Annotated in this window: 21 protein-coding genes and 1 pseudogene; 11 read left to right on the top strand and 11 right to left on the bottom strand. The window is 68.9% G+C overall.

What is annotated here, in order from left to right:
- Positions 1–3 precede the first annotated feature (3 nt).
- Together ACPCXD_RS22125 and ACPCXD_RS22120 are read left to right on the top strand one after the other, a co-directional pair.
- A complete protein-coding gene (locus ACPCXD_RS22125) occupies positions 4–597 on the top strand; it encodes a nicotinamidase (RefSeq protein WP_423661152.1) in 594 nt (197 codons plus the stop codon).
- A gap of 47 nt (positions 598–644) precedes the next feature.
- Positions 645–2,690, top strand: a complete 2,046-nt coding sequence (locus tag ACPCXD_RS22120; protein ID WP_172414889.1) for an ATP-dependent DNA helicase — start codon at positions 645–647, stop codon at positions 2,688–2,690.
- Positions 2,691–2,694: 4 nt separating this feature from the next.
- On the opposite strand, the gene glgP is transcribed toward ACPCXD_RS22120, so the two are convergent.
- Positions 2,695–5,271 carry an alpha-glucan family phosphorylase gene (glgP, locus tag ACPCXD_RS22115; RefSeq protein ID WP_229567837.1) on the bottom strand — a complete coding sequence of 859 codons (2,577 nt, stop codon included), beginning with the start codon at positions 5,269–5,271 and terminating at the stop codon, positions 2,695–2,697.
- Positions 5,272–5,767: 496 nt separating this feature from the next.
- Here glgP and ACPCXD_RS22110 point away from each other — a divergent pair, with 496 nt between their 5' ends.
- Genes ACPCXD_RS22110 through ACPCXD_RS22100 form a run of 3 tightly spaced genes read left to right on the top strand, consistent with a single transcriptional unit; the run spans position 5,768 to position 11,470 of the window.
- Positions 5,768–7,786, top strand: a complete 2,019-nt coding sequence (locus ACPCXD_RS22110) for a maltotransferase domain-containing protein (protein ID WP_016696452.1) — start codon at positions 5,768–5,770, stop codon at positions 7,784–7,786.
- Positions 7,783–9,993 carry a 1,4-alpha-glucan branching protein GlgB gene (gene glgB, locus ACPCXD_RS22105; protein ID WP_088897432.1) on the top strand — a complete coding sequence of 737 codons (2,211 nt, stop codon included), beginning with the start codon at positions 7,783–7,785 and terminating at the stop codon, positions 9,991–9,993. Before ACPCXD_RS22110 ends, glgB begins: the two co-directional genes overlap by 4 nt.
- Before the next feature lie 28 nt (positions 9,994–10,021).
- Entirely contained in the window at positions 10,022–11,470 is a 1,449-nt protein-coding gene (locus ACPCXD_RS22100; protein WP_088897433.1) for a neutral zinc metallopeptidase, read from the top strand.
- Positions 11,471–11,528: 58 nt separating this feature from the next.
- Here the strand turns inward: ACPCXD_RS22100 and ACPCXD_RS22095 are convergent, their stop codons facing one another.
- The 3 genes from ACPCXD_RS22095 to ACPCXD_RS22085 form a co-directional block, all read right to left on the bottom strand.
- Positions 11,529–12,419, bottom strand: coding sequence for a tetratricopeptide repeat protein (locus ACPCXD_RS22095; protein WP_160876456.1), 891 nt, complete (start codon positions 12,417–12,419; stop codon positions 11,529–11,531).
- 115 nt (positions 12,420–12,534) lie between these two features.
- Positions 12,535–12,894 (bottom strand): DUF3817 domain-containing protein, encoded by a 360-nt coding sequence (locus ACPCXD_RS22090; RefSeq protein WP_016696456.1) that lies wholly within the window; start codon positions 12,892–12,894, stop codon positions 12,535–12,537.
- A 105-nt stretch (positions 12,895–12,999) separates the two neighbouring features.
- Positions 13,000–14,190 carry an acetyl-CoA C-acetyltransferase gene (locus ACPCXD_RS22085; RefSeq protein ID WP_088897434.1) on the bottom strand — a complete coding sequence of 397 codons (1,191 nt, stop codon included), beginning with the start codon at positions 14,188–14,190 and terminating at the stop codon, positions 13,000–13,002.
- A 104-nt stretch (positions 14,191–14,294) separates the two neighbouring features.
- Here ACPCXD_RS22085 and mce point away from each other — a divergent pair, with 104 nt between their 5' ends.
- The 4 genes and pseudogenes from mce (at position 14,295) to ACPCXD_RS22065 (ending at position 17,813) form a co-directional block, all read left to right on the top strand.
- Complete coding sequence (gene mce / locus ACPCXD_RS22080) at positions 14,295–14,780, top strand: methylmalonyl-CoA epimerase (RefSeq protein ID WP_016694038.1); 486 nt, start codon at positions 14,295–14,297, stop codon at positions 14,778–14,780.
- An 83-nt stretch (positions 14,781–14,863) separates the two neighbouring features.
- Positions 14,864–15,934 (top strand): annotated as a pseudogene (locus tag ACPCXD_RS22075) (hypothetical protein); the annotation flags it as partial.
- Positions 15,935–16,175: 241 nt separating this feature from the next.
- Complete coding sequence (locus ACPCXD_RS22070) at positions 16,176–17,231, top strand: DNA polymerase III subunit beta family protein (RefSeq protein ID WP_229567833.1); 1,056 nt, start codon at positions 16,176–16,178, stop codon at positions 17,229–17,231.
- A gap of 72 nt (positions 17,232–17,303) precedes the next feature.
- Entirely contained in the window at positions 17,304–17,813 is a 510-nt protein-coding gene (locus ACPCXD_RS22065; protein WP_088897437.1) for a hypothetical protein, read from the top strand.
- A gap of 40 nt (positions 17,814–17,853) precedes the next feature.
- On the opposite strand, the gene ACPCXD_RS22060 is transcribed toward ACPCXD_RS22065, so the two are convergent.
- A complete protein-coding gene (locus ACPCXD_RS22060) occupies positions 17,854–18,444 on the bottom strand; it encodes a TetR/AcrR family transcriptional regulator (RefSeq protein ID WP_088897438.1) in 591 nt (196 codons plus the stop codon).
- Positions 18,445–18,594: 150 nt separating this feature from the next.
- Between ACPCXD_RS22060 and ACPCXD_RS22055 the strand changes: the two genes are divergently transcribed.
- A complete protein-coding gene (locus tag ACPCXD_RS22055) occupies positions 18,595–18,846 on the top strand; it encodes a hypothetical protein (RefSeq protein WP_202400108.1) in 252 nt (83 codons plus the stop codon).
- Here ACPCXD_RS22055 and ACPCXD_RS22050 read toward each other — a convergent pair.
- Both ACPCXD_RS22050 and nucS read right to left on the bottom strand, forming a co-directional pair.
- Positions 18,843–19,166, bottom strand: a complete 324-nt coding sequence (locus ACPCXD_RS22050; protein ID WP_160876342.1) for an Rv1322 family protein — start codon at positions 19,164–19,166, stop codon at positions 18,843–18,845. The genes ACPCXD_RS22055 and ACPCXD_RS22050 overlap by 4 nt on opposite strands.
- 2 nt (positions 19,167–19,168) lie before the next feature.
- Positions 19,169–19,843: an endonuclease NucS gene (gene nucS / locus ACPCXD_RS22045; RefSeq protein ID WP_006554723.1), complete on the bottom strand. Its 675-nt coding sequence runs from the start codon at positions 19,841–19,843 to the stop codon at positions 19,169–19,171.
- Between the two features lie 42 nt (positions 19,844–19,885).
- On the opposite strand from nucS, the gene ACPCXD_RS22040 reads away from it, so the two are divergent.
- On the top strand, positions 19,886–21,433 hold the full coding sequence (locus tag ACPCXD_RS22040) for an adenylate/guanylate cyclase domain-containing protein (protein WP_423661151.1): 1,548 nt from the start codon (positions 19,886–19,888) through the stop codon (positions 21,431–21,433).
- 9 nt (positions 21,434–21,442) lie between these two features.
- Here ACPCXD_RS22040 and ehuA read toward each other — a convergent pair whose 3' ends face one another.
- From ehuA to ehuB, 4 genes are all read right to left on the bottom strand, one after another.
- On the bottom strand, positions 21,443–22,207 hold the full coding sequence (gene ehuA, locus ACPCXD_RS22035) for an ectoine/hydroxyectoine ABC transporter ATP-binding protein EhuA (protein WP_172414895.1): 765 nt from the start codon (positions 22,205–22,207) through the stop codon (positions 21,443–21,445).
- A 61-nt stretch (positions 22,208–22,268) separates the two neighbouring features.
- Positions 22,269–22,913 carry an ectoine/hydroxyectoine ABC transporter permease subunit EhuD gene (gene ehuD, locus ACPCXD_RS22030; RefSeq protein ID WP_039586827.1) on the bottom strand — a complete coding sequence of 215 codons (645 nt, stop codon included), beginning with the start codon at positions 22,911–22,913 and terminating at the stop codon, positions 22,269–22,271.
- The gene (gene ehuC, locus ACPCXD_RS22025) at positions 22,910–23,644 is read right to left on the bottom strand and encodes an ectoine/hydroxyectoine ABC transporter permease subunit EhuC (protein WP_039586825.1); all 735 of its coding nucleotides are present in this window, start codon (positions 23,642–23,644) and stop codon (positions 22,910–22,912) included. The genes ehuD and ehuC overlap by 4 nt, the downstream gene beginning before the upstream one ends.
- A 16-nt stretch (positions 23,645–23,660) precedes the next feature.
- Entirely contained in the window at positions 23,661–24,554 is an 894-nt protein-coding gene (gene ehuB / locus ACPCXD_RS22020) for an ectoine/hydroxyectoine ABC transporter substrate-binding protein EhuB (protein WP_039586823.1), read from the bottom strand.
- Positions 24,555–24,814 lie beyond the last annotated feature (260 nt).

Here is a 24,814-nt window from a genome sequence, read left to right as displayed (position 1 = left end):
GCCATGCGCGCACTGCTGGTGGTCGACGTCCAGAACGACTTCTGCGAGGGCGGTTCGCTCGCCGTGGAGGGCGGCTCGCGGGTGGCGTCCGACATCACCCGGTTCCTGCAGGCGCGCGGTGACGACTACGCGCACATCGTCGCGACCCGCGACCACCACGTCGATCCCGGAGACCATTTCTCTCCCGAACCCGATTTCGTCGACTCGTGGCCGCCGCACTGCCGGGCAGGGACGCCGGGCGCGGACTTCCACCCGGAGCTGACCACGGACCGGTTCGAGGCCGTCTTCTCCAAGGGTGCCGACGACGCCGCCTATTCGGGCTTCGAAGGAACCGACGACGAGGGCACGACGTTGGCGTCGTGGCTGCGCGACCGCGGCGTGACGGACGTCGACATCGTCGGGATCGCCACCGACCACTGCGTGCGGGCCACCGCGCTCGACGCGATCGAGGAGGGTTTCGGCGCCCAGGTGCTGCTGCCCTACACCGCGGGGGTGTCGGAGACGACGATCCGCCCCGCCCTCGAGCGGATGCGCGAGGCCGGTGTCGAGCTGGTCACCGACCTTCCCGGCGTCACCGATATCACCGATCACAGGTAGCGGGGCCGCAGGCCGAAGGTGACGGTGGGGACCGATACCCTGTGCCGGTGCCGGATCTCCCCGAAGTCCCAGAATTGCTGCGAACCGCGGTGCACGCGCTGGGCGGTAAGGAGCGGCGCAACCAGCTGACGATGGCCTCGGCCGTCGCGCACAGCATCGACACCGGCGAACACCTCGCCGTGCAGGCCGGCACGGGTACCGGTAAGTCGCTGGCCTATCTCGTGCCGAGCATCCGGTACGCGGTGAAGACGGGCCGCACCGTGGTGGTCTCCACCGCGACCATCGCCTTGCAGCGGCAGCTCGTCGAACGCGACCTGCCACGACTCGCCGACGCCCTCGCCGGTTCGCTCGGCCGGCGCCCGCGTTTCGCGATCCTCAAGGGTCGCGGAAACTACCTGTGCCTGAACAAGATCCATACCGGTCTCGCCGAGGAGACGCCCGACGCCGAGTTGTTCGACGCGTTCGCCCTCTCGCGCATCGGCCGCGAGGTGCGGCGGGTGACGGAGTGGTCGTCCACCACCGAGACCGGCGACCGCGACGACCTGTCCCCCGGCGTCTCCGATCAGGCCTGGCGTCAGCTGTCCGTCACCGCGCGCGAATGCCTCGGCAAGTCGCGGTGCCCGGTGGGAGAAGACTGCTTCGCCGAGATCGCGCGCGCCGAGGCCGCGCAGGTCGACGTGGTCGTCACCAACCACGCGCTGCTCGCCATCGATGCGATCACCGGCATCTCGATCCTGCCCGAGCACGATGTCGTGGTCGTCGACGAGGCCCACGAACTCGTCGATCGGATCACGAACGTCGCCACCGCCGAGTTGTCGCCGGGCACGGTGTCGGCGGCCGCGCGGCGCTGCGTCAAGCTCGTCGAGGACGAGGAGATCGACCGGCTCGACGGTGCCGCCGAGAACTGGGAGTCGTTCCTCGAAGAACTACCGGCGGGTCGCTGGGACGAGCTGCCCGAGGGCGCCGCGGCCGCGCTGGCCTCGATCCGCGATGCCGCCTGGGCCGTGCACACGGCGATCGGACCGGCCAAGCCCGGCACCGATCCCGAGGTCGCCGCGGCCCGCAGTCAGGCGCTCGCGGAGATCGACGAGGTGCACGACTGCGCGGTCCGGGTGCTGACGACCTTCGAGCAGCGAGACCCTTCGCAGCGACCCGACGTCGTGTGGCTCGCCGCCGACGAGTTCCGCGGCAACGTGCGCCGCACCGTGCGGGTCGCGCCGCTGTCGGTCGGTGGGTTGTTGCGCAGCCGGTTGTTCGGTGAGTCCACCGTCATCCTCACCTCCGCGACCCTCACGGTCGGCGGGTCGTTCGACGGACTCGCGGTCAACTGGGGTCTGCCGCCGCAGTCGCCGGCCCGCAGCGACACCACCTCCGCCTCCGGTGCCGAACCTCCGTCCGACAAGGGCGATCTCGCGTGGAACGGGATCGACGTGGGGTCGCCCTTCGATCACGCGAAGGCGGGCATCCTCTACATCGCGAAGCATCTGACGCCACCCGGCCGCGACGGTCTGCCGCCCTCGCATCTCGACGAGATCGCCGAACTCGTCACCGCCGCCGAAGGGCGCACCCTCGGGTTGTTCTCCTCGATGCGCGCCGCAAAGGCCGCCACCGAGGCACTGCGCGAGCGTCTCGACACACCGATCCTGTGCCAGGGCGACGACGCGACCGGCGCGCTGGTCGAGAAGTTCGCAGCCGACGAGGCGACGAGCCTGTTCGGCACCCTGTCGCTGTGGCAGGGTGTCGACGTTCCGGGCCCGTCGCTGTCGCTGGTGATCATCGACCGCATTCCGTTCCCCCGCCCCGACGATCCGCTGCTGGTCGCCCGGCAACGCGCCGTGGAGGCTCGCGGCGGCAACGGGTTCATGGCGGTCGCCGCCAACCACGCCGCGCTGCTGCTGGCGCAGGGTGTCGGGCGTCTGCTGCGCAGCACCGACGACCGGGGCGTGGTGGCGGTGCTCGACTCGCGTCTGGCGACCGCGCGGTACGGCGGTTATCTGCGTGCGTCGCTGCCGCCGTTCTGGGAGACGGCCGATCCGGCGGTGGTCCGCCGGGCACTCACGCGTCTGCGCGGCCGAGCACCCGGCGGGTCCTGATCTCCTACGGGAGCGCGACCATGCCGAGTTCGGCGGGTGAGGCGAGCAGCCCGTGCCTGGGCAGTACCCTCACCGTGTAGCCGACGGCGCCGGCGAGCGGCAGCGGCACGGTCGCGGTGAACTCCTCCCCCAGAGGGTCGGTACCGATGTGCTCCATCGCCACGGTGACGGGGTCGCCGATCGTGTCGTCGGAGCCCACGCGCCCGACCACGGCCTGCACCTCGACGTCCTCCGGGGTCAGGTCGCCGAGCTGGACGTGCGCGGTCAGCCCCAGCGGCAGGCCGATCTGCGGCACGTCCGGGATCGGCGTCGAATCGACCTGCGCGACACGCACTCCCGGCCACGACGCCTCGATGCGGTGCCGGTAGTCGGCCAGCGCCCGCGCGCCCGCGTAGTCGTCGGCGGTCACCTTCGCGGCCGCCGCGGCCGCGGGGATGTAGTAGTCGACGGCGTAGTCGCGCACCATGCGCGAGGCGAGCACCTTCGGGCCGAGATTCTCGAGCGTGTGGCGCACCATCTCGATCCAGCGGGCCGGCACCCCGTCGGAGTCACGGTCGTAGAAGCGCGGCAGCACCGAACGTTCGAGCAACTCGTACAACGCGGCGGCCTCGAGATCGTCGCGACGGGTGTCGTCGACACCGTCGGCGGTGGGGATGGCCCAGCCGTTCTCGCCGTCGAACATCTCGTCCCACCATCCGTCGCGGATGGACAGGTTGAGACCGCCGTTGAGAGCCGACTTCATGCCCGACGTGCCGCACGCCTCGAGCGGGCGCAGCGGGTTGTTCAGCCACACATCGCTACCCCAGTACAGATAGCGGGCCATCGACATGTCGTAGTTGGGCAGGAAGACGATGCGGTGCCGCACGTCGTACTCGTCGGCGAACCGCACGACCTGCTGGATGAGCGCCTTGCCGCCGTCGTCGGCGGGGTGGCTCTTGCCGGCGACGACGAGCTGCACGGGCCGTTCGTCGTCGAGCAGCAGCGCGCGCAGCCGTTCGGGGTCGCGCAGCATCAGGGTGAGGCGCTTGTAGGTGGGCACGCGCCGCGCGAACCCGACGGTGAGCACGTTCGGATCGAAGACCGACTCGATCCAGCCGAGTTCGGCTTCGGTGGCGCCGCGTTCGAGCCACGACTCGCGCAGCCGGCGACGCACCTCGGCGACGAGCTGCGCGCGCAACGTGTTGCGGGTCGACCACAGTTCCTTGCGGTCGATGGTCTGGAGCAGTTCCCAGCCGCGGGCCTCCTCGACCCGGTCGGGTCCGGCGAGGCGGTTGGCGAGCGCGATCCATTCGCGCGCGGCCCAGGTGGGGGCGTGGACACCGTTGGTGACCGAGCCGATGGGCACCTCGGCGGCGTCGAATCCGGGCCACAGTCCTTCGAACATGCCGCGGCTGACCTCGCCGTGCAGCTTCGACACGCCGTTGCAGCGCTGGCCGAGGCGCAGACCGAGATGGGCCATGTTGAACACGTTCGGGTTGCTCTCGCGTCCGAGCGCGAGGATGCGGTCGACGGTGAGGCCGGGCAGCAGTGCCGACTCGTTCTCGCCGTTGGTGCCCGAGAAGTAGTGGCGCACGAGATCGATCGGGAAGCGGTCGATACCCGCGGGCACGGGGGTGTGGGTGGTGAAGACCGTGCCGGCCCGCACGGCGGCGAGCGCTTCGTCGAAGTCGAGTCCGGCGCCGGTGACGAGTTCGCGGATGCGTTCGGCGCCGAGGAAACCCGCGTGTCCCTCGTTCATGTGGAAGACGTCGGGGTCGGGCAGACCGTGGATGCGCGTGTAGGCGCGCACCGCGCGGACACCGCCGACGCCGGCGAGGATCTCCTGCTTGATGCGGTGGTCCTGGTCGCCGCCGTAGAGGCGGTCGGTGACCCCGCACAGCTCCTCGTCGTTGGAGGGGATGTCGGAGTCGAGCAGCAGCAGCGGGACGCGCCCGACCTGGGCGATCCAGATCCGCGCGTCGAGTGTGCGTCCGCCCGGCACGGCGACCTGCACGAGCGCGGCGGTGCCGTCGGCCTCGGTGAGCAGTCGCAGCGGCAGGCCCTGCGGGTCGTAGGAGGGGTAGTGCTCCATCTGCCAGCCGTCGGCGCTGAGCGACTGCCGGAAGTAGCCGGACCGGTAGAGCAGGCCGACGCCGATGAGCGGCAGGCCGAGATCGGAGGCGGCCTTGAGGTGGTCGCCGGCGAGGATGCCGAGGCCGCCGGAGTAGTTCGGCAGCACCTCGGTGACACCGAACTCCATGGAGAAATAGGCGATGCCGGCGGGCAGTGTCGTGCCGCGCTCCTGCTGTTCCTGGAACCAGCGGGGGCGGGTGAGGTAGTGCTCGAGGTCGGCGGCGGCGGCGTCGAGGCGGGCGAGGAAGTCGCCGTCCTCGGCGAGCGCGTCGAGGCGGGCCGGCGGCACCTCGCCGAGCAGCCGGACGGGGTCGTTGCTGCACCGGCGCCACAGGTCCGGGTCGACCGATTCGAACAGGTCCTGGGTCTGCGGGTGCCAGGACCATCGGAGGTTGGCCGTCAGGGCTCCCAGCGCAGCCAGCCGCTCGGGAAGATGGGCTCGTACGGTGAACCGGCGCAGTGCTTTCACGGGGAGCACACTACCGACCGACCGCGCTTCGTGACGGCCGGGCGGCGGATCTCACGTGCCCGGATCCACGCCGGTCGCGGACGGGATCGCCCGGCACACGGAGAGGCCCCGCGGCGTGCACACCGCGGGGCCTTCTCTCCTGTGGCCGACCCCCCGTCGGCCGGTGGACTCAGAGTCCGCCGAGGAGCAGGTGCAGCAGGTCTCCGACGACTCCGATCAGACCGGCAACCAGACCCATGTGTTCTTCCCTTCGTCGTGCCCCCGAGGAGGCTGTTGTTGTCTTGCAGAACAAACAGTAGGGAGCGGGGTGTTGCCGTCCGGTCAATTGAAGTGAACGGTGAGTTACAGATAATTTCGGTGCTGCAGAGGGGATTCTTCGCGGGTCCCGCTGCATGCACAGCCGCGCGGCGCGACCTCCATTACGGTGGTTCGAGACACGGTCGTTGCCCCCATCGGCCCTGCTCGTCCACCCGGACCCGCACGGAACGGAGCTAGCGTGACAGGTCGGCTCGCCATCGACGACGTACAACCCTCCATCGACGGAGGGCGTTATCCGACGAAGGCGGTCGTCGGGGAGGTGGTGCCGGTCTCCGCTGTCGTGTGGCGTGAGGGCCACGACGCGATCGCCGCGACACTCGCCGTCCGAGGACCGGCCGACGATCCCGAATCCGCGGGCAGGCTGGTGCGGATCCCGATGGTCCCGGGCACCGAACCCGACACCTTCCACGCCACCTTCTCCCCCACGAGCGTCGGCGCGTGGACCTACCGGGTCGAGGCGTGGAGCGACCCGGTCGCGACCTGGCGCCACGCGGTCACCGCGAAGACCGACGCCGGGCAGGACGCCACCGAACTCGCGAACGATCTCGAGGTCGGCGCACGGATCTTCGAGAAGGCCGCGAAGGGCGCACCGCGCGGCAACCGTCCCGCTCTGCTCGCGGTCGCTGCGTCCCTGCGGTCCGACCGTCCGCTGGCCGAGCGCGTCGCTCCGGCCTTCTCCCCCGACGTCACCGAGATCCTCCGCGCCCATCCCCTCCGCGAGCTGGTCACCCGCGGAAAGGCGTTCACGGCGTTCGCCGATCGCCGCCGCGCGCTGTTCGGTTCCTGGTACGAGTTCTTCCCCCGGTCCACCGGCGGCTGGCACGAGGACGGAACCCCGCGGCACGGCACCTTCGCCACGGCCGCCGCCGATCTGCCGCGCATCGCGGCGATGGGATTCGACGTCGTCTACCTCCCCCCGATCCACCCGATCGGCAAGGTCAACCGCAAGGGACCGAACAACACCCTCGTCGCCGGCCCGGACGATGTCGGGTCGCCCTGGGCGATCGGTTCCGACGAGGGCGGTCACGACGCCATCCATCCCGAACTCGGCACCGAGCAGGACTTCCGCGATTTCGTCGCCCGAGCGAAGGAACTCGAGCTCGAGGTCGCCCTCGATCTCGCCCTGCAGTGCGCCCCCGACCACCCGTGGGCCCGGGAGCATCCGGAATGGTTCACCGTGCTGCCCGACGGCACGATCGCGTACGCGGAGAACCCGCCCAAGAAGTACCAGGACATCTATCCGATCAACTTCGACGACGACCCCGAGGGCATCTACGCCGAGGTCCTGCGCGTGGTCCGGCACTGGATCCGGTTGGGCGTCGACATCTTCCGCGTCGACAATCCGCACACCAAGCCCCCGAACTTCTGGGAGCAGCTCATCGCCGAGATCAAGCGCACCGATCCCGACGTGCTGTTCCTGTCGGAGGCCTTCACCCGGCCCGCCCGCATGTACGGGCTCGCGCGACGCGGATTCACGCAGTCCTACACGTATTTCACGTGGCGGGTCGCGAAATGGGAGCTCACCGAGTTCGGTACCGAGCTCGCCGCGAAGGCCGACGAGGCCAGGCCGAACCTGTTCGTCAACACGCCCGACATCCTGCACGAGACGCTGCAGCACGGCGGGCCCGGCATGTTCGCGCTGCGTGCGGCGCTCGCCGCCACCCTGGCTCCCTCGTGGGGCGTGTACTCGGGATACGAACTGTTCGAGCACCTCGCGGTGCGGCCGGGCAGCGAGGAGTACCTCGACTCGGAGAAGTACCAGTTGCGGCCGCGCCGATACGACGAGGCCCGCCGGCGCGGCGAGTCGCTCGAACCGTGGCTGACCACCCTCAACCGCATCCGGCGCGCGCATCCGGCCTTGCAGCAGCTGCGCAACATCACCTTCCACCACGTCGACAACGACGCGCTGATCGCCTATTCGAAGTTCGATCCGTCCACCGGAGACTGCGTGCTCACGGTGATCAACCTCAACCCCTACGGGGCCGAACAGGGCACGGTCTGGCTCGACATGCCGGCGATCGGACACGACTGGCACGACCACTTCCCCGTTTACGACGAGGTGAGTGGGGAACAGTACTCGTGGGGACAGGCCAACTACGTGCGCCTCGAGCCGTGGCGGGCGGTGGCACACATCCTGGTCCTGCCCCCGATCGGCATCCCCACCCGCACAACGCTCGCCTACAGGAGGCAGTCGTGACCGTGCCGCCCCAGACGCCGGGCGCCGATGTTCCGCGCCGGCGCCACAGCCCGCGACCGGAGGACCTCGACCTGCTCGCCGCCGGCGAGCACCACGATCCGCACGCGGTGCTCGGGGCCCATCCGCATCCGGAGGGGACGGTCATCCGGGCACTGCGCCCCGGGGCCGAGAAGGTCGCCGCCCGCATCGGGGGTCGCGACCATCCGCTCGAACCCGTGGGCGAGGACGTCTTCAGCGCCCTGATCCCGGTCTTCGATCTCGCCGACTACCGGCTCGTGGTGACCTATCCGTTCGATCACGTCGAGGTCGTCGCGGACGGCTACCGCTTCATGCCGACGCTGGGCGAACTCGACCGTCACCTGCTGAGCGAAGGCCGGCACGAACGGCTGTGGGAGGTGCTCGGCGCCCATCCGCGGACCTACGAGACCCCGGACGGCCCGGTGACGGGCACGTCCTTCGCCGTGTGGGCGCCGGGCGCACGCGGGGTCACCGTCACCGGCGACTTCGACGGCTGGGGCGGACGCACCGCCCCGATGCGGGTGCTCGGCTCGAGCGGCGTCTGGGAGGTCTTCGTTCCCGGCATCGAACCGGGCGCGCTGTACAAGTACCGGGTGCACGGCCGCGACGGATCCGTCCGCGACAAGGCCGATCCGATGGCGTTCGCCACCGAGGTGCCGCCCGCAACCGCGTCGAAGGTCACCGAGAGCCGCTACACCTGGAACGACGACGACTGGGTCGCGACCCGCGAGAAGGCGCAGCCCTGGCAGGAACCGATGGCGGTCTACGAGGTGCACCTCGGTTCGTGGCGCCCGGGCCTGAACTACGTCGAACTCGCCGATCAGCTGGCCGAGTACATCCTCGAGACCGGATTCACGCACGTCGAGCTGCTGCCGGTCGCCGAGCATCCCTTCGGCGGGTCGTGGGGCTACCAGGTCACCTCCTACTACGCCCCCACCTCCCGGTTCGGCACACCCGACGAGTTCCGCGCGTTCGTCGACCGTCTCCACGCCGCCGGGATCGGCGTGATCATGGACTGGGTGCCCGCCCACTTCCCCAAGGACGAGTGGGCGCTCGCGCGCTTCGATGGCAGCCCCCAGTACGAACATCCCGATCCGCGCCGCGGTGAACAGCTGGACTGGGGCACCTACGTCTTCGACTACGGCCGCCCCGAGGTGCGGAACTTCCTCGTCGCCAACGCCCTGTACTGGATCGAGGAGTTCCACATCGACGGTCTGCGCGTCGACGCCGTGGCCTCGATGTTGTATCTCGACTACTCGCGCCCCGAGGGCGGCTGGACGCCGAACATCTACGGCGGGCGTGAGAACCTCGAGGCCGTCGCGTTCCTGCAGGAACTCAACGCCACCGTCCACAAGCACTATCCGGGGATCGTGACGGTCGCGGAGGAATCGACCTCCTGGCCGGGCGTGACCCGCTCGACGAACGTCGGCGGGCTCGGGTTCAGCATGAAGTGGAACATGGGCTGGATGCACGACACCCTCGGCTATCTCGGCCGCGATCCCGTGCACCGCACCTATCACCACCACGAGATCACGTTCTCGCTCGTGTACGCGTGGAGCGAGAACTTCGTGCTCCCCATCAGCCACGACGAGGTCGTCCACGGCAAGGGCACGCTGTGGACGCGACTGCCGGGCGACGACGCCACACGCGCCGCCGGCCTGCGCTCGATGCTCGCCTACATGTGGGCCCATCCCGGCAAGCAGTTGCTGTTCATGGGCCAGGAGTTCGGGCAGGTCGCCGAGTGGTCCGAAGAACGCGGCCTCGACTGGTGGCAGCTCGACGAACCGCTCCACGCCGGTATCCACCGGCTGGTGTGCGATCTCAACGGCATCTACCGCTCGCACCCGGCGCTCTACACGCTCGACACCACGCCCGGCGGATACTCGTGGATCGACGCCAACGATGCGCACAACAACGTCCTGTCGTTCCTGCGCTACGGCAGCGACGGCTCGGTGGTCGCGTGCCTGCACAACTTTTCGGGCACCACCTACGCCGACTATCGTGTCGGATTGCCCGAACCGGGCACGTGGGAGGAAGTCCTCAACACGGACGCGACCGCCTACCAGGGCAACGGAGCGGGCAACTTCGGCGCCGTGGAGGCGGACGAACATTCGTGGCACGGGCGTCCCGCCTCGGCTCGGGTGACCTTGCCTGCGCACGGCGCCATCTGGTTGTCGTTGCGGAGGTGACGCTGCCCGACGACAGGAGCACAACGACATGCGACGGACGCACCGGTTCGCGCGACTGGTGGTGCCCGCACTGACCGTCGTCCTGCTGGCGGGATGCGCCCAGCGGATCGAAGGAACGGCGGTGTCGATCTACGACAACCCCTTCACCGTGGCGGGGCTGCCCGTCACCTCCGGGGCGTCGGGTCCACGCAGCGGGGTGCCCGATGCGGACATCGAGATCGAGAACACCGACGGCGGTCCCGTCGACGTCCTGGCCGGCAACGCGATCGCCGACATCGAGGAGTATTGGCGTCAGGAGTTCGCGTCGGTCGCCCGGGGCACCTTCCGCCCGGTCGAGACGATCGTGTCGTGGGATCCGTCCGAGCGCCGGGGTCCGCGTTTCTGCGGCAAACCCACCTACGACTTCATCAACGCGGCCTACTGCAGCGGGGGTGACGAGATCGGATGGGACCGCACCTACCTCATGCCGCAGCTCATCGACAGCTTCGGGCCGATGGCCGCGGTGACGGTCCTCGCCCACGAGTACGGGCACGCCGTCCAGCACACGGCGGGGCTGGTCGCCGAGGACGATCCCGGCATCGTGTTCGAGCAGCAGGCCGACTGTTTCGCCGGTGCCTTCATGCGGCACGTCGCGGAGGGCCGCTCGACGCACTTCCAGCTCGACACCTCCGACGGGCTGAACAACGTGCTCGCGTCGATGGTGCTCTTCCGCGACGCCGATCCGAACGATCCCGACTCGATCCACGGTTCGGCCTTCGAACGCGTGACGGCCGTGCAGATCGGGTTCACCGACGGGGCCGGCTCGTGTGCGCGCATCGATTCCGCCGAGATCGAGTCGCGCCGCGCCGACCTGCCGCAGTACTACGACTCCGCCGACGACGGCGAGCTACCGGTCACCGGCGAGTCGGTCGAGGCGATCTTCGAGTCGTTCCACCAGGTCTTCGACCTCGACGCCCTGCCGCAACTCGATCTGTCGGGCGCCGACCTCGGGTGCTCGGACGCCCGGGCCACCTCACCGGTGTCGTACTGCCCCGCGACGAACACCGTGGGCGTCGACATGGAGGCACTGAGTGAGCGCGGTACGGCCGCCCCGCCGGGAAGCGGATTCGATCCCGGTGTCCGCGGCGACTACAACGCCTACGTGCTCGTCGCCTCCCGCTACGCCCTCGCGGTGCAGAAGGAAGCCGGCCAGTCGCTCACCGAGCCGCGCACGGCCCTGCGGGCGGCCTGTCTGTCCGGGGTGATCAGTGCCGCGCTGAGCCCCGACAGCACCCTCGCCTCGAACGTCGACCCGAGCCAGGTGCTCGTGTGGCTGTCCCCCGGCGACCTCGACGAAGCGGTCTCGGGTCTGCTCACCGACGGACTGGCGGCGAGCGACGTCAACGGCAACACGGTGCCGAGCGGATTCGCCCGGGTGGATGCCTTCCGCACCGGCGTCCTCGGCGGCGAGGCCGCCTGCACCGGCCGTTACCGCTGAGACGACACCGGCCGCCCACCACGAGTGGTGAGCGGCCGGGCCGACGGATGCGTAGGGATCAGTAGAGGGCCATCGCGAGCTTGCGACGCGACGACACCACGACCGGATCCGCGGCGTCGAACAGTTCGAACAGTTCGAGGAGCCGGGTGCGTGCCGCGGTGCGTTCGTCCCCGGCGCTGCGGCGCACGAACTCGATGAGACGACCGAAGGCCGCCTCCGGCTGCTGCGCGAACAGTTCGGCGTCGGCCGCCGTGAACTGGGCTTCGAGGTCGTTCGGAGCGGCATCGGCGCGCTCGATCGCATCCTCGGGGACCGTGCTCGCGCGGGCCAGGAAACGCACCTGACGCAGCGCGGCCTGCGCCTCGGTGTTGTTCGGCTCGGAGTTCAGGACGAGCTGGTAGGCCGCCTCGGCGCCCTCGAAGTCGCCGTTCTCGAGCGCCTGCTCGGCGGCCTCGAAACGCGGGTCGGCAGGCTGTTCCTCCGGTTCGGCGCCGGGAGGGCCGGACAGCTTGCCTGCGACGGCGTTCCGGATGGCGTCGAGCCACTGACGCAACGCGGGCTCGGGCTGCACGCCCTGGAAGTCGGCGAGCGGCTGGCCGGCCGCGATCGCGACGACCGTGGGCACCGACTGGACGCCGAAGGCCTGCGCGATCCGCGGGTTGGCGTCGACGTCGACCTTCGCGAGGACCCACGCGCCGTTCGCTTCGTTCGCGAGCTTCTCGAGAACGGGCGAGAGCTGCTTGCACGGCTCGCACCAGGTCGCCCACAGGTCGACGATCACGGGCACCTGCGTCGACCGCTGCAGCACCTCGGTTTCGAATGTCGCTTCGGTGACGTCCACGATCGGGGCGATGGCAGCGGGTGCGGCGCCGTCGCCCCCGGACGGAGGCGGAGGCGGCGGCGCGGAGGCCCTCTCCTTGAGCGGTGAGAGATCCACCGCGCCGGACATCGCCGCGGCGACGGCGGCAGAACGTGCTGGACGGGAACCGGGTCGAGTCACGTCCACCAGTTTGTCACGAGTGGTCCGAATCGTGCTGCGCGGACCGGGGGACGCAGCCGTGAGATCAGACGGTCGCGGTGACGTCCTCGCGGGTCGCCGGAGCGGACAGCTCTCCGAGGCGACCGGTACGCACGGCCCAGCGCTCGAAGACGATCGTGCCGAACGGGGGCACGCTCGACACGAGGGCGAGGAAGGTCGTCTTGAGATCCCACTTCAGCGACCACGCCGTGAGGAGCGCGATGAGCACGAACGGGATGAAACCGGCCACGCCGTGCACCATGCCCGGGATCGCGATGGCCTCTTCGTAGCCGAGCACCCACTTGAAGAACATGGCGATCAGGAGGGCGAGCCAGGTCACCGCCTCCCAGATCGCGATCAGCCGGAATCGTTTCGCGGGCGTGGACACGTCGAGGATGTTGGTCATGCGGCCATTGTGCCGAAAGGCCTACGACAAGCCGTAGTTCAGTGAGAGACATCACGGCCCCGGCATGCTTGCGCCGGGGCCGTGATCATGCTCTCGGGAAGAGGGTCAGTTCTTGGGCACCCGCACGATAAGCGCGTCGCCCTGGCCGCCACCACCGCACAGGGCGGCAGCGCCGACGCCACCGCCGCGGCGCTTCAGCTCGAGCGCCAGGTGCAGCACGATGCGCGCACCCGACATGCCGAGCGGGTGGCCGAGCGCGATCGCACCGCCGTTGACGTTCACCTTCGCCGGATCGATGCCCAGCTCACGGGCCGAGACGATGCCGACGGCGGCGAACGCCTCGTTGATCTCGACGAGGTCGAGGTCCTTCGGGTCGACGCCCTCGCGCTCGCAGGCCTTGGCGATCGCCCGGGCCGGCTGCGACTGCAGGGTCGAGTCCGGTCCGGCGACGACGCCGTGACGGCCGATCTCGGCGATCCAGCTCAGCCCGAGCTCGGTGGCCTTGGCCTTGCTCATCACGACGACCGCGGCGGCACCGTCGGAGATCTGCGAGGCCGACCCGGCGGTGACGGTGCCGTCCTTCGAGAAGGCCGGACGCAGCGAGCCGAGCGACTCGGCGGTGGTCTCCGGGCGGATGCCCTCGTCGGCGGCGAAGACGATCGGGTCGCCCTTGCGCTGCTTGATCGACACCGGCACGACCTCGTCCTCGAACAGGCCGTCCTTCCAGGCACGGGCAGCGTTCTGGTGCGAGGCGGCGGCGAAGGCGTCCTGCTCCTCGCGGGAGACGAAGCGGTCGCCGGAGTTGGCCGACTCGGTGAGGTTGCCCATCGCCTGGTCGGTGAAGATGTCGTGCAGGCCGTCGTAGGCCATGTGGTCGCGCAGGGTCACGTCGCCGTACTTGAAGCCGGCGCGGGACTTCTCGAGCATGTGCGGGGCCTGGCTCATCGACTCCTGGCCGCCGGCGACGACGACGTCGAACTCGCCCGCGCGGATCAGCTGGTCGGCCATCGCGATCGCGTTGATGCCCGACAGACACACCTTGTTGATCGTCAGCGCCGGCACATCCATCGGGATGCCGGCGGCGACGGCCGCCTGACGGGCCGGGATCTGGCCGGCGCCGGCGGTGAGCACCTGGCCCATGATGACGTATTCGACCTGTTCAGGAGCCACGCCGGCGCGCTCGAGTGCGCCCTTGATCGCCACGCCACCGAGATCCGATCCGGAGAAATCCTTGAGCGAACCCTGCAGGCGCCCCATGGGCGTCCGGGCTCCGGCGACGATGACAGAACTGCTCACGGGACATTCCTCCGAAAGATCGGCATGTGATCGGAAAACTCCACTCGGATATTCACCTGAATCCCGATAGGAGTGCACTCAACGGTACCGCTACCGTCTAGAGCATGACCGAGACCTCTCCCACATCCACTCCGGCGGCGTCCGTTCTCGCTTCCGGACTCGTCACCGCCATCGATCACGTCGGCATCGCGGTACCCGACCTCGATGCCGCTCTCACCTGGTACGCCGAGAACCTCGGCCTCGTGTCCACCCACGAGGAAGTCAACGAGGAGCAGGGCGTGCGCGAGGCGATGCTGGCCGTTCCGGGGACCCCCGAAGGGTCCACCATGATCCAGCTGCTCGCCCCGCTGAACGAGAACTCCACGATCGCGAAGTTCATCGACCGCAACGGACCGGGCCTGCAGCAGCTCGCCTACCGCGTCTCCGACATCGACGCCGTCTCCACGGCGCTGCGCGAGCGCGGCGTCCGGTTGCTGTACGACGCTCCCCGTCGCGGTACCGCCGATTCGCGCATCAACTTCCTGCATCCGAAGGACGCGGGCGGCGTCCTCGTCGAGCTCGTCGAGCCGGCGGCACATCCCGCTCACTGACGGCCGTTCCGGTGCGCTCCCGAAGACGGATGGGGCGGGAGCGCACCCGGGTCGTACCCGCAGGGACCGGGTAGATTGTCTCCATGGTCTTCGATCGTGATCGCGCACCCAGCCACCTGCCGTTCTCCATCGTGCGGAAGGGCTTCGACCGCGACGAGGTGACCAACTACTTCGCACGGTTCGAGGCCGAGCTGCGCGTGACCGCCACCGACCGCGACGCTGCTGCCGCGCAGGCCCGCGATCTGGCCCGTCAGCTCGAGAACGCCCGCAACGAGATCGACGAACTGCGCAAGGACGTCGACCGTCTGTCGGTGCCTCCCACCACCGCCGAGGGTATGAGCGACCGCATCTCGCGGATGCTGCGTCTCGCCTCCGACGAGGCCTCCGAGCTGCGTGCCCGCGCCGAGGCCGACGCCGCCGAGATGATCTCGCTGGCGGAGCAGGAGGGCATCCGCCTCCGGGGCGATTACGAGAAGAAGCTCGCCGAACTCGAGGACACCCGCATCGCCTTCGCGGCCGAGCACGAGCGGACGATGACCGCGGCCCGCGCCGAGGCCGAGCGGATCGTGGCCGCTGCCCGCGCCGAGGCCGAGCGACTCGACGCCGAGGCAGAGGCCAAGCGCGAGCAGGTGCAGCAGGACTTCGAGATCACGATGTCCGAGCGCCGCACGAAGTTGCTCGGCGCCCTCGACGAACTCGAACGGACGAGCAAGGCCGAGGCCGAACGTCGTGTCGAGGAGGCCACGCAGGAAGCCGAACGGCGGCTCACCCGCGCTACCGAACAGTCCGAGCGGAAGGTCGCCAACGCGCGCGACCTCACGGAGGAACTCCGCGTGCTGCGGGGACGCATCCTCGGCCAGCTCGACGCCGTTCGCGAGCAGCTCGACGACGTCCCCACGCTGCTCGCGGCGATCAACCGCGAAGGCGAACTGCTCGATCGGGAGATCTCCCTCGACGAGCCCCGCACGACCGTCCTCGGCACGGCGCGCGACAAGCAAGGCAGCGACAAGCAGGGCGGCGACAAGCAGGGTTCGGACGACGAGAGCCCGGAGGAGCCGGCATCCGTCAAGGCCGACGCGAAGGCGGACAAGACCGCGCCGCTGCCGCAGACCGACAAGACCACGCCCCTGCCGCAGGCCGACCGGACGGTGCGTATCCCGAAGAGCGATGCCCCCGGCTCGGCCTCCGGCCCGAACTCGGCCGGGCAGCCGAACACCGGCGGGCAGGGATCGCAGTCCACTCCGCGTACGCCGAACGCCTCGGCACCGCATCGCTCCCCCTCCGTCGGTGCCGGTGCGCAGGGTCGCTCCCCCGCCGTGGCCAGCAAGGTCCGCAACTGACGATCGGTAGCCGTCGGCTTGACCTTCGAGTCGGTCGAAGCTTCATGATGGGCCGGTGACCGACCCGGAGATGATGTCGATCGGCGTGTTCGCCGAACTCGTCGGACTGACCGCGAGCGCATTGCGGTTCTACGACGACGCCGACCTGTTGCGCCCCGCGCACGTCGATCCCTCGACGGGATACCGGTTCTACTGCCGGTCCCAGGTCCCGCGCGCCTGCCGGCTGCGGCAGTTGCGGGAGATCGGAATGCCGCTGCCCGCCATCGGCGAGTTCTTCGCCGCCGACGCGGACGAGGCAGTGCGACTGCTCGACGACCACGTTGCGGGGATGACCTCGGAGGCCGACAGGCTCCGACGGGCCGCCGAGACCCTCGGCGCGTCCCTACGTGCCGAATCACGCCGCGTGGTCTGCACGGTGCCGGGACCCGTCCTCGCCGGGGCCGTCGATCAGGTCTCCGCCTCCACCGGTCACGACCCCGACATCCCGGTGCTGAACGGCGTGCACATGGAAACCGGATCCGGCTGCGTGAGGTTGACCGCCACCGACCGGTACCGGCTCGCCACCCGGACGCTCGTGCCCACCGATCCGATCTGCCCGTCCTGGGCCGGCACACTCGCCGGCGACGATCTGCGGGTCGCGACCTCCCGGCTCCGGTGCAGCCCGTCGGTGATCGTCGAAGCGGATGAGCGGGCGGTCACCTTCCGCACCTCCGCCGGTGACGTCCTCCACTGCCGTCTGCTTCCCGAGCCGTTCCCCGACCACCGACTCCTCCTGGACTCGCTCCCCGCGGTGACGCAGCGGGTCACCCTCGGCAAACGCCGCGTGGTGACAGTGCTCGAGCAGCGAGCACCGGAGACCGTCGGCCTACGGACCTCCCCCGACCGGCCGGTCCTGGTGTTCCCCGACGGGGACGAGGTGCCGCTCGACGGTACGGCCACCGGACCGGAGCTGACGATCTGGTTCGACCTGGTCACCGTGTATCCGGCATGGAGTCACGCGCTCGGCGACGACCTGATGCTCGACGTGCGCGGTCCCGATCTGCCGGTCACCGTCCGATCGGCCGACGACGGGGATCTCACCACGCTCGTCATGCCGCGCAGTGCCCCCTGACACAGCGCCCCCTGACACAGCGTTCTCCGATACAGCGCCCCCGCATTCGCCGAACACCTCGACAGGAGTCTCATGTCCACCTCCCCCTCGACACCCGATCCCACGATGGACGCGATCGGCGCAGCGGTCCTCCGCGGCCGCGACGGCGACACCGAGTCGGCCCGGCGTGACCTGCTGTCCCTGTGGGAGCGGATCGGTGCGGCGGGCGACGCGTTCCATCGCTGCACGCTCGCGCACTATCTCGCCGACCTGTACGACGATCCCGCCGAGTCCCTGGTCTGGGATGTCCGCGCCCTCGACGCTGCCGATGCCCTCACCGACGAGCGTGCCCGGGAACACCACGACGCCCTCCGGGTCGCGGGCTTCTATCCGAGCCTGCACCTGAACCTGGCCGACGACTTCCGACGCCTCGGATCGTTCCGAGTGGCCGCGGAACATCTCGACCGCGCGCAGGACCACCTGTCCGCGCTCCCCGACGATCCCTACGGCGACACCATCCGCACGGCCGTGCACGAGGTGCGACAGGCGATCGCCGACCGCGACACCACACCACGAGCGTCCGCACCGGGCACCGCCCGCTGAGGCGCGGAACGGACGCGCCGGTTCGACCGGCAGCGGCCGTCTATGCCCGGTTCCCGTAGGCGGCCATGAACATGTCGATCAGGCCGTCGATCGCGTGTTCGTCGACAGGCCGGGGTGTCAACAACCAGCGGTAGTAGAGGGTTCCGCACAGCACTTCCGCGGGATACTCCAGATCCGCGCCGGGGACGAGTTCACCGTTGCGCTGGGCTCGCAGGATCCGATCGTAGGTGCGCTGTTCGACCGTGGACAGGAACCGTTCGTACAACGTGACCCGGAGTTGTGGGTCCGCTTGGGCCTCGGCGATGACGGCTCGGTAGACGGGTCCGATCGGCGGCGTGGACAGGGCGTGGCACGAGCGCACGAACTGCTCGTGCAGGTCCGATCTGATGTCCCCGTCCGTGCGGTAATCCAGATCGCTGACCCACACGAGGCCGAGCGCGTCGAGCAGGAGCGCTGCGATGGACGGCCAGCGCCGGTAGATCGTGTGCTTCCCGACTCCGGCCCGTCGTGCGACCGCTTCGATGCTCAGCCCCGCGTAACCGACCTCGGCCGCGAGTTCGAGCGCCGCATGCAGCAGCTCTCGGGTGCGCGCAGCGCCGCGGCGCCGCGGGCCGGCGGGCGAATCGGTCATACCCGCCATTCTATCGACACGCTCCGTGCCGTTGACGGTCACCGAAATCGGGAGCATGATTCTCGCCATCGACACACACCGTACCGATAGTTCGACGCAGTATCTCGGGTGCAACCGACCCTCACCGACAGAGGAGACGCCGTGAAGACCATGACCTGCCGACAGCTGGGTGGCCCCTGCGACCTGGAGCTCAGCGGAGAGACCGCCGACGAGATCATCAAGGCACAGGATCGTCATCTGCGCGATGCCGCTCGAGGTGGCGACGCAACTCATCAGCCGGCACACGAACAGATGAAAGGACGCTGGCGGCACCCGATCAAAGCGATGGGGTGGTACCGCGACGTCAAGAAGGCGTTCGCCGACCTTCCCCGAGGCGACGGCCGAACGGCGACCGGACGCTAGGACCAGCGTCGCGTGGGGCGGCGGGTCCCGCGTCCCGCCCAGCATCCGCTGTGCCAGTGCCGCCGCTCCTCCGCACCGCCGAGCGCATCGGTGGGCCACGCGACGACATGGGGTGTTCCCGGCGCGATCTCGTGATCGCATCCCGGGCACCGGTACGGCTTGGTGGCACGCGAACCCGGCACGGTGCGCACGGTGAAGCGTTCCCCTTCGGCCCCCGCGGGACCGTTCTCGGTGCGCACCGTCGCCCCGAAGTAGGTCGGGGATTCGTCGGCCGCCCCGCCGCGCTTGCGGCCGGTGCGGGATCTGTTGCGGCGCGGCACGATCAGAACAATCTGAACTCGGTGCTCTCGGTGCCCCGCAGCGCCTCGTAGTCGAGCACGAGGCAGCGGATGCCGCGGTCCGTGGCCAGCGTCCGTGCCTGCGGCTTGATCTGCTGGGCCGCGAACACGCCGCTGACGGGAGCGAGCAACGGATCCCGGTTGAGCAGTTCGAGATAACGGGTGAGCTGCTCCACCCCGTCGATCTCGCCGCGACGCTTCACCTCCACGGCGACGGTCGCTCCGTCGGCATCACGGCACAACAAGTCCACAGGGCCGATCGCCGTGGGGTATTCGCGCCGGATGAGGGTGAAGCCCGTCCCGAGGGTCTCGACGTGCTCGGCGAGAAGTTCCTGCAGGTGCGCCTCGACACCGTCCTTGATCAGACCGGGGTCGACACCGAGTTCGTGGCTCGAATCGTGGTCGATCTCTTCGAGAGTGATGCGCAGCTGCTCGCCCGCCTTGTTGGTGACCACCCACAGGGCCTCGGCGTCCTCGACGGACTCCTCCTCGAGCCAGCAGGGTGGGCTCATCCAGTTCAGGGGCTTGTAGGCACGGTCGTCGGCGTGGACACTCACCGAACCGTCGGATTTGACGAGGAGGAGACGTCGGGCCGTCGGCAGATGAGCCGTCAGGCGTCCGATGTAGTCCACACGGCAACGGGCAATCACAAGACGCACACAGCCACCCTAGAGGATCGACTCGACTAGTCTCGAACGACCATGCCCGCACGCAGTCACCGCACGGCCCCGCTCGGATCGGCGATCCTGGGAGAGCCTGCCGAACCGATCCGACGGCAACGCATCAGGATCCAGACCCTGTTGACGTTCTCGCTGATCGGTACGCATCTAGTCGGTGCCCTGATCGTGGCCGCTCTCATCAACGTCGTGATCCCGGGCCCGTCGGTACTGACCTCCGATTTCCTCATCGTGACCGCGATCCTCGCTCCGGTCTACGTGGTCTCGGCCGTCGTGGTCGGCTCGGTGCTCGGCACCCGGGCGACGCTCCGCAGGCTGCGGTGGGCGCTGGAGAACCACCCGCCCACCCCGCAGGAACAGCGGATCGCGTTGCGGATGCCCTGGCGTACCACCCTCCAGCAGGGAGCGCTGTGGTTCATCGGGTTGATCCTGTTCACCGTCGGGTTCGGGGTCATCGACCCGCAGACGATCCCGAAGGTCGCGCTGACCATCACTCTGGCCGGCGTCACAGTATGCGGATTCGCGTACATGTTCACCGATTTCGCGCTGCGCCCCATCGCGGCGCGTGCGCTCGAGGTCGGGACGCCTCGTCGCCCGCGCCTGGCCGGCACCACCGGACGGGTGATGCTCGCGTGGGCCCTCGGCAGTGCGGTGCCCGTCGTCGGCCTGCTGTTCATCGCGGTGTTCAGCTTCATCCGTCCCGTCACGCCCACCCGACTCGCGATCACCATCCTCGCCATCGGCGGACTCGGTCTGCTCACGGGCTCGCTGCTGATGTTCCTCACCATCCGGTCGACGATCGCGCCGATCGAATCGGTGCGCGCCGGGATGCAACGCATCGCGTCGGGCGACTTCGACACCGCGGTCGTCGTCTACGACGGGACCGAATTGGGGCAGTTGCAGACGGGATTCAACCGGATGGCCGAAGGTCTGCGCGAACGCGAGAAGCTGCGCGACGTGTTCGGCAGACATGTCGGACGGGAGGTCGCGGCCGCGGCGCTGGCCAATCCCGGTGTCCTCGGCGGTGAGGAACGGGACGTCGCAGTGTTGTTCGTCGACATCGTCGGGTCCACCGCATTGGCCGCGAGTCGCCCGCCGACCGAGGTGGTGGCGCTGCTCAACCGCTTCTTCGCGGTCGTCGTCGAAGAGGTCCACGCGGCCGAAGGATTCGTCAACAAGTTCGAGGGCGACGCGGCGCTCGCGATCTTCGGGGCGCCGGTCGCCCTCGACAACGCCGCCGGCTCCGCGCTCGGCGCCGCGAGAAGGATGGCGCGACGCCTCGCCGACGAAGTGCCGGAGTGTCGCGCGGGTATCGGGGTCACGGCAGGTCGCGCGGTCGCCGGGAACATCGGCGCGCAGGAACGCTTCGAGTACACCGTGATCGGCGATCCGGTCAACGAAGCGGCGAGACTGTCCGATCTCGCGAAGACCGTTCCGGGTTACGTCGCGGCGTCGGCCCGCACCGTGCAGCTCGCTCCCGAGGACGAACGCGCACGGTGGGAGCTGGGTGAGGAAATCACCCTGCGCGGCCGCTCCGAGCCGACGCGCCTGGCGATTCCGCGCGCGGACTGACGGCCGGCCTCACTCCCCCGCCAGCACCGCGTCGAGGAACTTGCGAGTGCGTTCCTCACGGGGACTGGTGAAGATGCGCTCGGGCGGCCCCTCCTCCACGATGCGTCCCTGATCGAACATCAGCACTCGATCGGAGACGTCGCGGGCGAAGTGCATCTCGTGCGTCACGATGAGCATCGTGATGTCGGTCGTCTCGGCGATCGTCCGCAGCACGTCCAGCACGTCGGCGACGAGTTCGGGGTCGAGGGCCGAGGTGACCTCGTCGAGCAGCAGGATCTCCGGATCCATCGCGAGGGCACGGGCGATCGCGACCCGCTGCTGCTGACCACCCGACAGCTGCGTGGGATGGGCGGTCTCCTTGTCGGACAGACCGACCATCGCGAGCAACTCCCGCGCACGGTCGCGTGCCTCGGCCTTGCTGCGACCGAGGACGTGGACCGGAGCCTCGGTGAGGTTCTCCATCACGTTCATGTTGGGGAACAGGTTGAACTGCTGGAAGACCATCCCGATGCTGCGACGCATCGTCCTCAGGTAGCGCTCGGAGGCCGGGACGAGACGCGTCCCCTTGCGTTCGTGGCTCAGTGGTTCGCCCTTGACCCACACCACGCCGTCGTCGATCTTCTCGAGGGTCATGAGCAGGCGCAGGATGGTCGTCTTGCCCGAACCGCTCGGTCCGATCAACGTGACCCGTTCCCCCGGGGCGACGGTGAAGTCCAAGTGGTCGAGGACCACGTGATTACCGAATTGCTTGACCACGGAGTCGAAACGGATCATGGATCCGTCGGAGGTGGCGGCGGGCAGCGAGTCGCCGTCGGCACCGGCTTCCTTGTGCATCTCAATAGGCAAGGCGGCGCTCCAATCGGCGGACGAGCAACGACGTCGGGTAGCTGGCGATGAGGAAGATCAGGCCGGCCAGTGTGAGCGGCTCGAGGTACTGGAAGTTGCGCGCACCGAACTGCTGGGCCGCGGTCACCATCTCCACGACGGAGATCGTGAAGAGGAACGGGGTGTCCTTGAACAGCGACACCGCGTAGTTGCCCAGCGCAGGCACGACACGGCGCACGGCCTGCGGCAGGATCACCGCACGCCACGTGCGCATGGGCGACAACGACAGGGCGCGGCACGCCTCCCATTGTCCCTTCGGCACCGCGTCGATGCCCGCCCGGTACACCTCGGCCATGTAGGTCGAGTAATGGATCCCCAGTACGGCGATGCCGATCTGCAGCGCACTGAACTGCGGGAGGAGGTAGTAGACGAAGAGCAGCTGCACCACGAGCGGGGTGAGCCGGATGAACTGGACGACGGCGGACAGCGCCGTCGCGAGCACCTTCGGCAACGAGCGACGGGCGACGGCCACGACCAGCCCGAGCACCGCAGCGACCACGAATCCGAGGACCGTGGCCAGCAGGGTGATCCGGAATCCTTCGAGCAGTACCGGAAGGGCCTCGGCCGCGCGTTCCCAACTCCAGTCGACGGTCATGAGCGTGCCCCCAACGGCTGATCGAAGACCGGGGCGAGCCCGAAGATCTCACGCAGAGTGGGACCGGTCCCGAGTCGGCTCTTCGCCCGCACCTCGAGCGCATTCATCAGCAGCGTCAGCAGATAGCCGAGCACGAAGTACAGCACCAACCCCACGCCGAACGCGAAGATGGTGTCGCCGCTTCCTCTACGGAGCTGCTCGATCTGGAACGTGAGGTCCTGCAGGAGGATATAGCTCGCCAGTGCCGTTCCCTTGAGCAACTGGATGAGCAGATTCGTCAGCGGCGGGATCATCTCGGCCCAGGCCTGCGGGAAGATCACTCGTCGCATGCGCTGCCAGTAACCGAAATTCAGCGCCGTCGCCGCCTCCAGTTGCGGCTTGGGCACCGACGCGATCGCACCGCGCACCACCTCCGCTCCGTAGGCGCCGTAGTTGAGCGACAGGGCGAGGATCCCGCACACGATCGATTCGAGCCGGAACCCGAACAACGGAAGGACATAGAAGAACCAGAACAGCTGGACGAGAAGCGAAGTGCCGCGGAAGAACTCGATGAACACCCGCGCACTGCCGCGCAGGGCGAGGTTCTTCGCGCCTGCCGCCAGTCCGAGGGCCACGGCGAGCAGGAACGCGAAGACCGCACTCCCCACGGTCAGTTCGACGGTGACGAGCAGACCGTCGAACAGTTGCGGGAAGGAGTTCCACAGCAGTTCGATCTTGGAACCGAAATCCATTACGACGCAGCCGAGATCAGGAAACGCCCTCGCAGAGCATCTCGGTCGTCAGCCCCGGATCGGGCATCTCCGCCTCCGTGAACCCGAACTCGCCGACGATCGACAGGTACTTCTGCGGGTCGGACGTGATCTTCGCGAGTTCCTCGTTGTAGGCGTCGCGCAGTTCGGTGTCCTCCTTGCGGAAGACCGTTCCGCCGGCGCCCACCTGAGGCACCCCGTCGATCTCCGCGACGAACGACTCGGTGACGTCGACGGGTGCACCCTCGTTGTTCTGTTTCATCCAGTTCAGGGAGATACCCGTCAGCGCGAAGACGTCGGCGCGTCCGTTGACGACGGCATCCATCCCGTCCTGGGGAGACGCCACCTGCATCGCGTCGATGCCGAGCGCAGAGGCGTAGTCGGCTTCGATCGCGCCGGTCATGACCGCCATCCGGACGCCGCTCTCGGCGATCGACTGCATGTCGGCGAGCTGTTCCGGATTGCCCTGCGGGACCATGAGCGCAGTGGTGTAGTTGAACTCCGGCTCGCTGAACAGTGCCTGTTCGCAACGCTGCGGCAGGATCGACATGCCGGCACTGACGACATCGAACCGTCCGGCCTGCAGGCCGGGAATGAGCGCACCGAAGTCGGTGGCCACACCTTCGACGTTGTCGATGCCGAGGTTCTTGAAGATCTCGCGGTGCAGAGCGACGGTGGCGCCGGTGAGTTCGCCGTCCTGCATGAAGCTGTAGGGCGCCTCGCCGGCGAAACCGACGGTGACGGTGCCTTCCTGCTGGAGTCGTTCGAGGGTCGAACCCTCGCTGTCGGTGTCGACGCTCGTACATCCTGTGACGGCCGCGCCGATGAGTCCCAGTCCCGCGATCACCGCCGTGAACTTGCCGGCGGTACCCGTAGTCGATCGATTCGTCATCGTCTCGCCCCTCCTCGTCGTCGACGAGAACGCCCCCGACAGGCGCTCACACGCCGAACCCACACGAACCGTGCGATCGTGCATGAGCGGACGTTACCGACATAAGTAGGCATAGCCTGGAACAGAGCGTGTTTGTTACGAGGTCGTGATCCGCTGGGCGCCGGCGATCGGAGCGGGCGTACCGTACCCGAAAAGCGTTCGGAGCGTAAGGACTTTCCCGTGAGGTGGGATCCCCCGACAGGTCCGGGGAGAACCCGGAG

The sequence above is a fragment of the Rhodococcus sp. AB351 genome, from assembly GCF_049538275.1.
Classification (GTDB): Bacteria; Actinomycetota; Actinomycetes; order Mycobacteriales; family Mycobacteriaceae; genus Rhodococcus.
Note: the sequence above shows the minus strand (reverse complement) of the source record. Positions and strands in the feature narration are given on the sequence as shown.

Excerpts from the sequence above, each read along its gene's own strand:
- ACPCXD_RS22125 (WP_423661152.1), top strand. The coding sequence starts at position 4 with ATGCGCGCACTGCTGGTGGTCGACGTCCAGAACGACTTCTGCGAGGGC.
- ACPCXD_RS22100 (WP_088897433.1), top strand. The coding sequence starts at position 10,022 with ATGCGACGGACGCACCGGTTCGCGCGACTGGTGGTGCCCGCACTGACC.
- ACPCXD_RS22095 (WP_160876456.1), bottom strand. The coding sequence starts at position 12,419 with ATGTCCGGCGCGGTGGATCTCTCACCGCTCAAGGAGAGGGCCTCCGCG.
- ACPCXD_RS22090 (WP_016696456.1), bottom strand. The coding sequence starts at position 12,894 with ATGACCAACATCCTCGACGTGTCCACGCCCGCGAAACGATTCCGGCTG.
- mce (WP_016694038.1), top strand. The coding sequence starts at position 14,295 with ATGACCGAGACCTCTCCCACATCCACTCCGGCGGCGTCCGTTCTCGCT.
- ACPCXD_RS22065 (WP_088897437.1), top strand. The coding sequence starts at position 17,304 with ATGTCCACCTCCCCCTCGACACCCGATCCCACGATGGACGCGATCGGC.
- ACPCXD_RS22060 (WP_088897438.1), bottom strand. The coding sequence starts at position 18,444 with ATGACCGATTCGCCCGCCGGCCCGCGGCGCCGCGGCGCTGCGCGCACC.
- ACPCXD_RS22055 (WP_202400108.1), top strand. The coding sequence starts at position 18,595 with ATGACCTGCCGACAGCTGGGTGGCCCCTGCGACCTGGAGCTCAGCGGA.
- ACPCXD_RS22040 (WP_423661151.1), top strand. The coding sequence starts at position 19,886 with ATGCCCGCACGCAGTCACCGCACGGCCCCGCTCGGATCGGCGATCCTG.
- ehuA (WP_172414895.1), bottom strand. The coding sequence starts at position 22,207 with ATGATCCGTTTCGACTCCGTGGTCAAGCAATTCGGTAATCACGTGGTC.
- ehuD (WP_039586827.1), bottom strand. The coding sequence starts at position 22,913 with ATGACCGTCGACTGGAGTTGGGAACGCGCGGCCGAGGCCCTTCCGGTA.
- ehuC (WP_039586825.1), bottom strand. The coding sequence starts at position 23,644 with ATGGATTTCGGTTCCAAGATCGAACTGCTGTGGAACTCCTTCCCGCAA.
- ehuB (WP_039586823.1), bottom strand. The coding sequence starts at position 24,554 with ATGACGAATCGATCGACTACGGGTACCGCCGGCAAGTTCACGGCGGTG.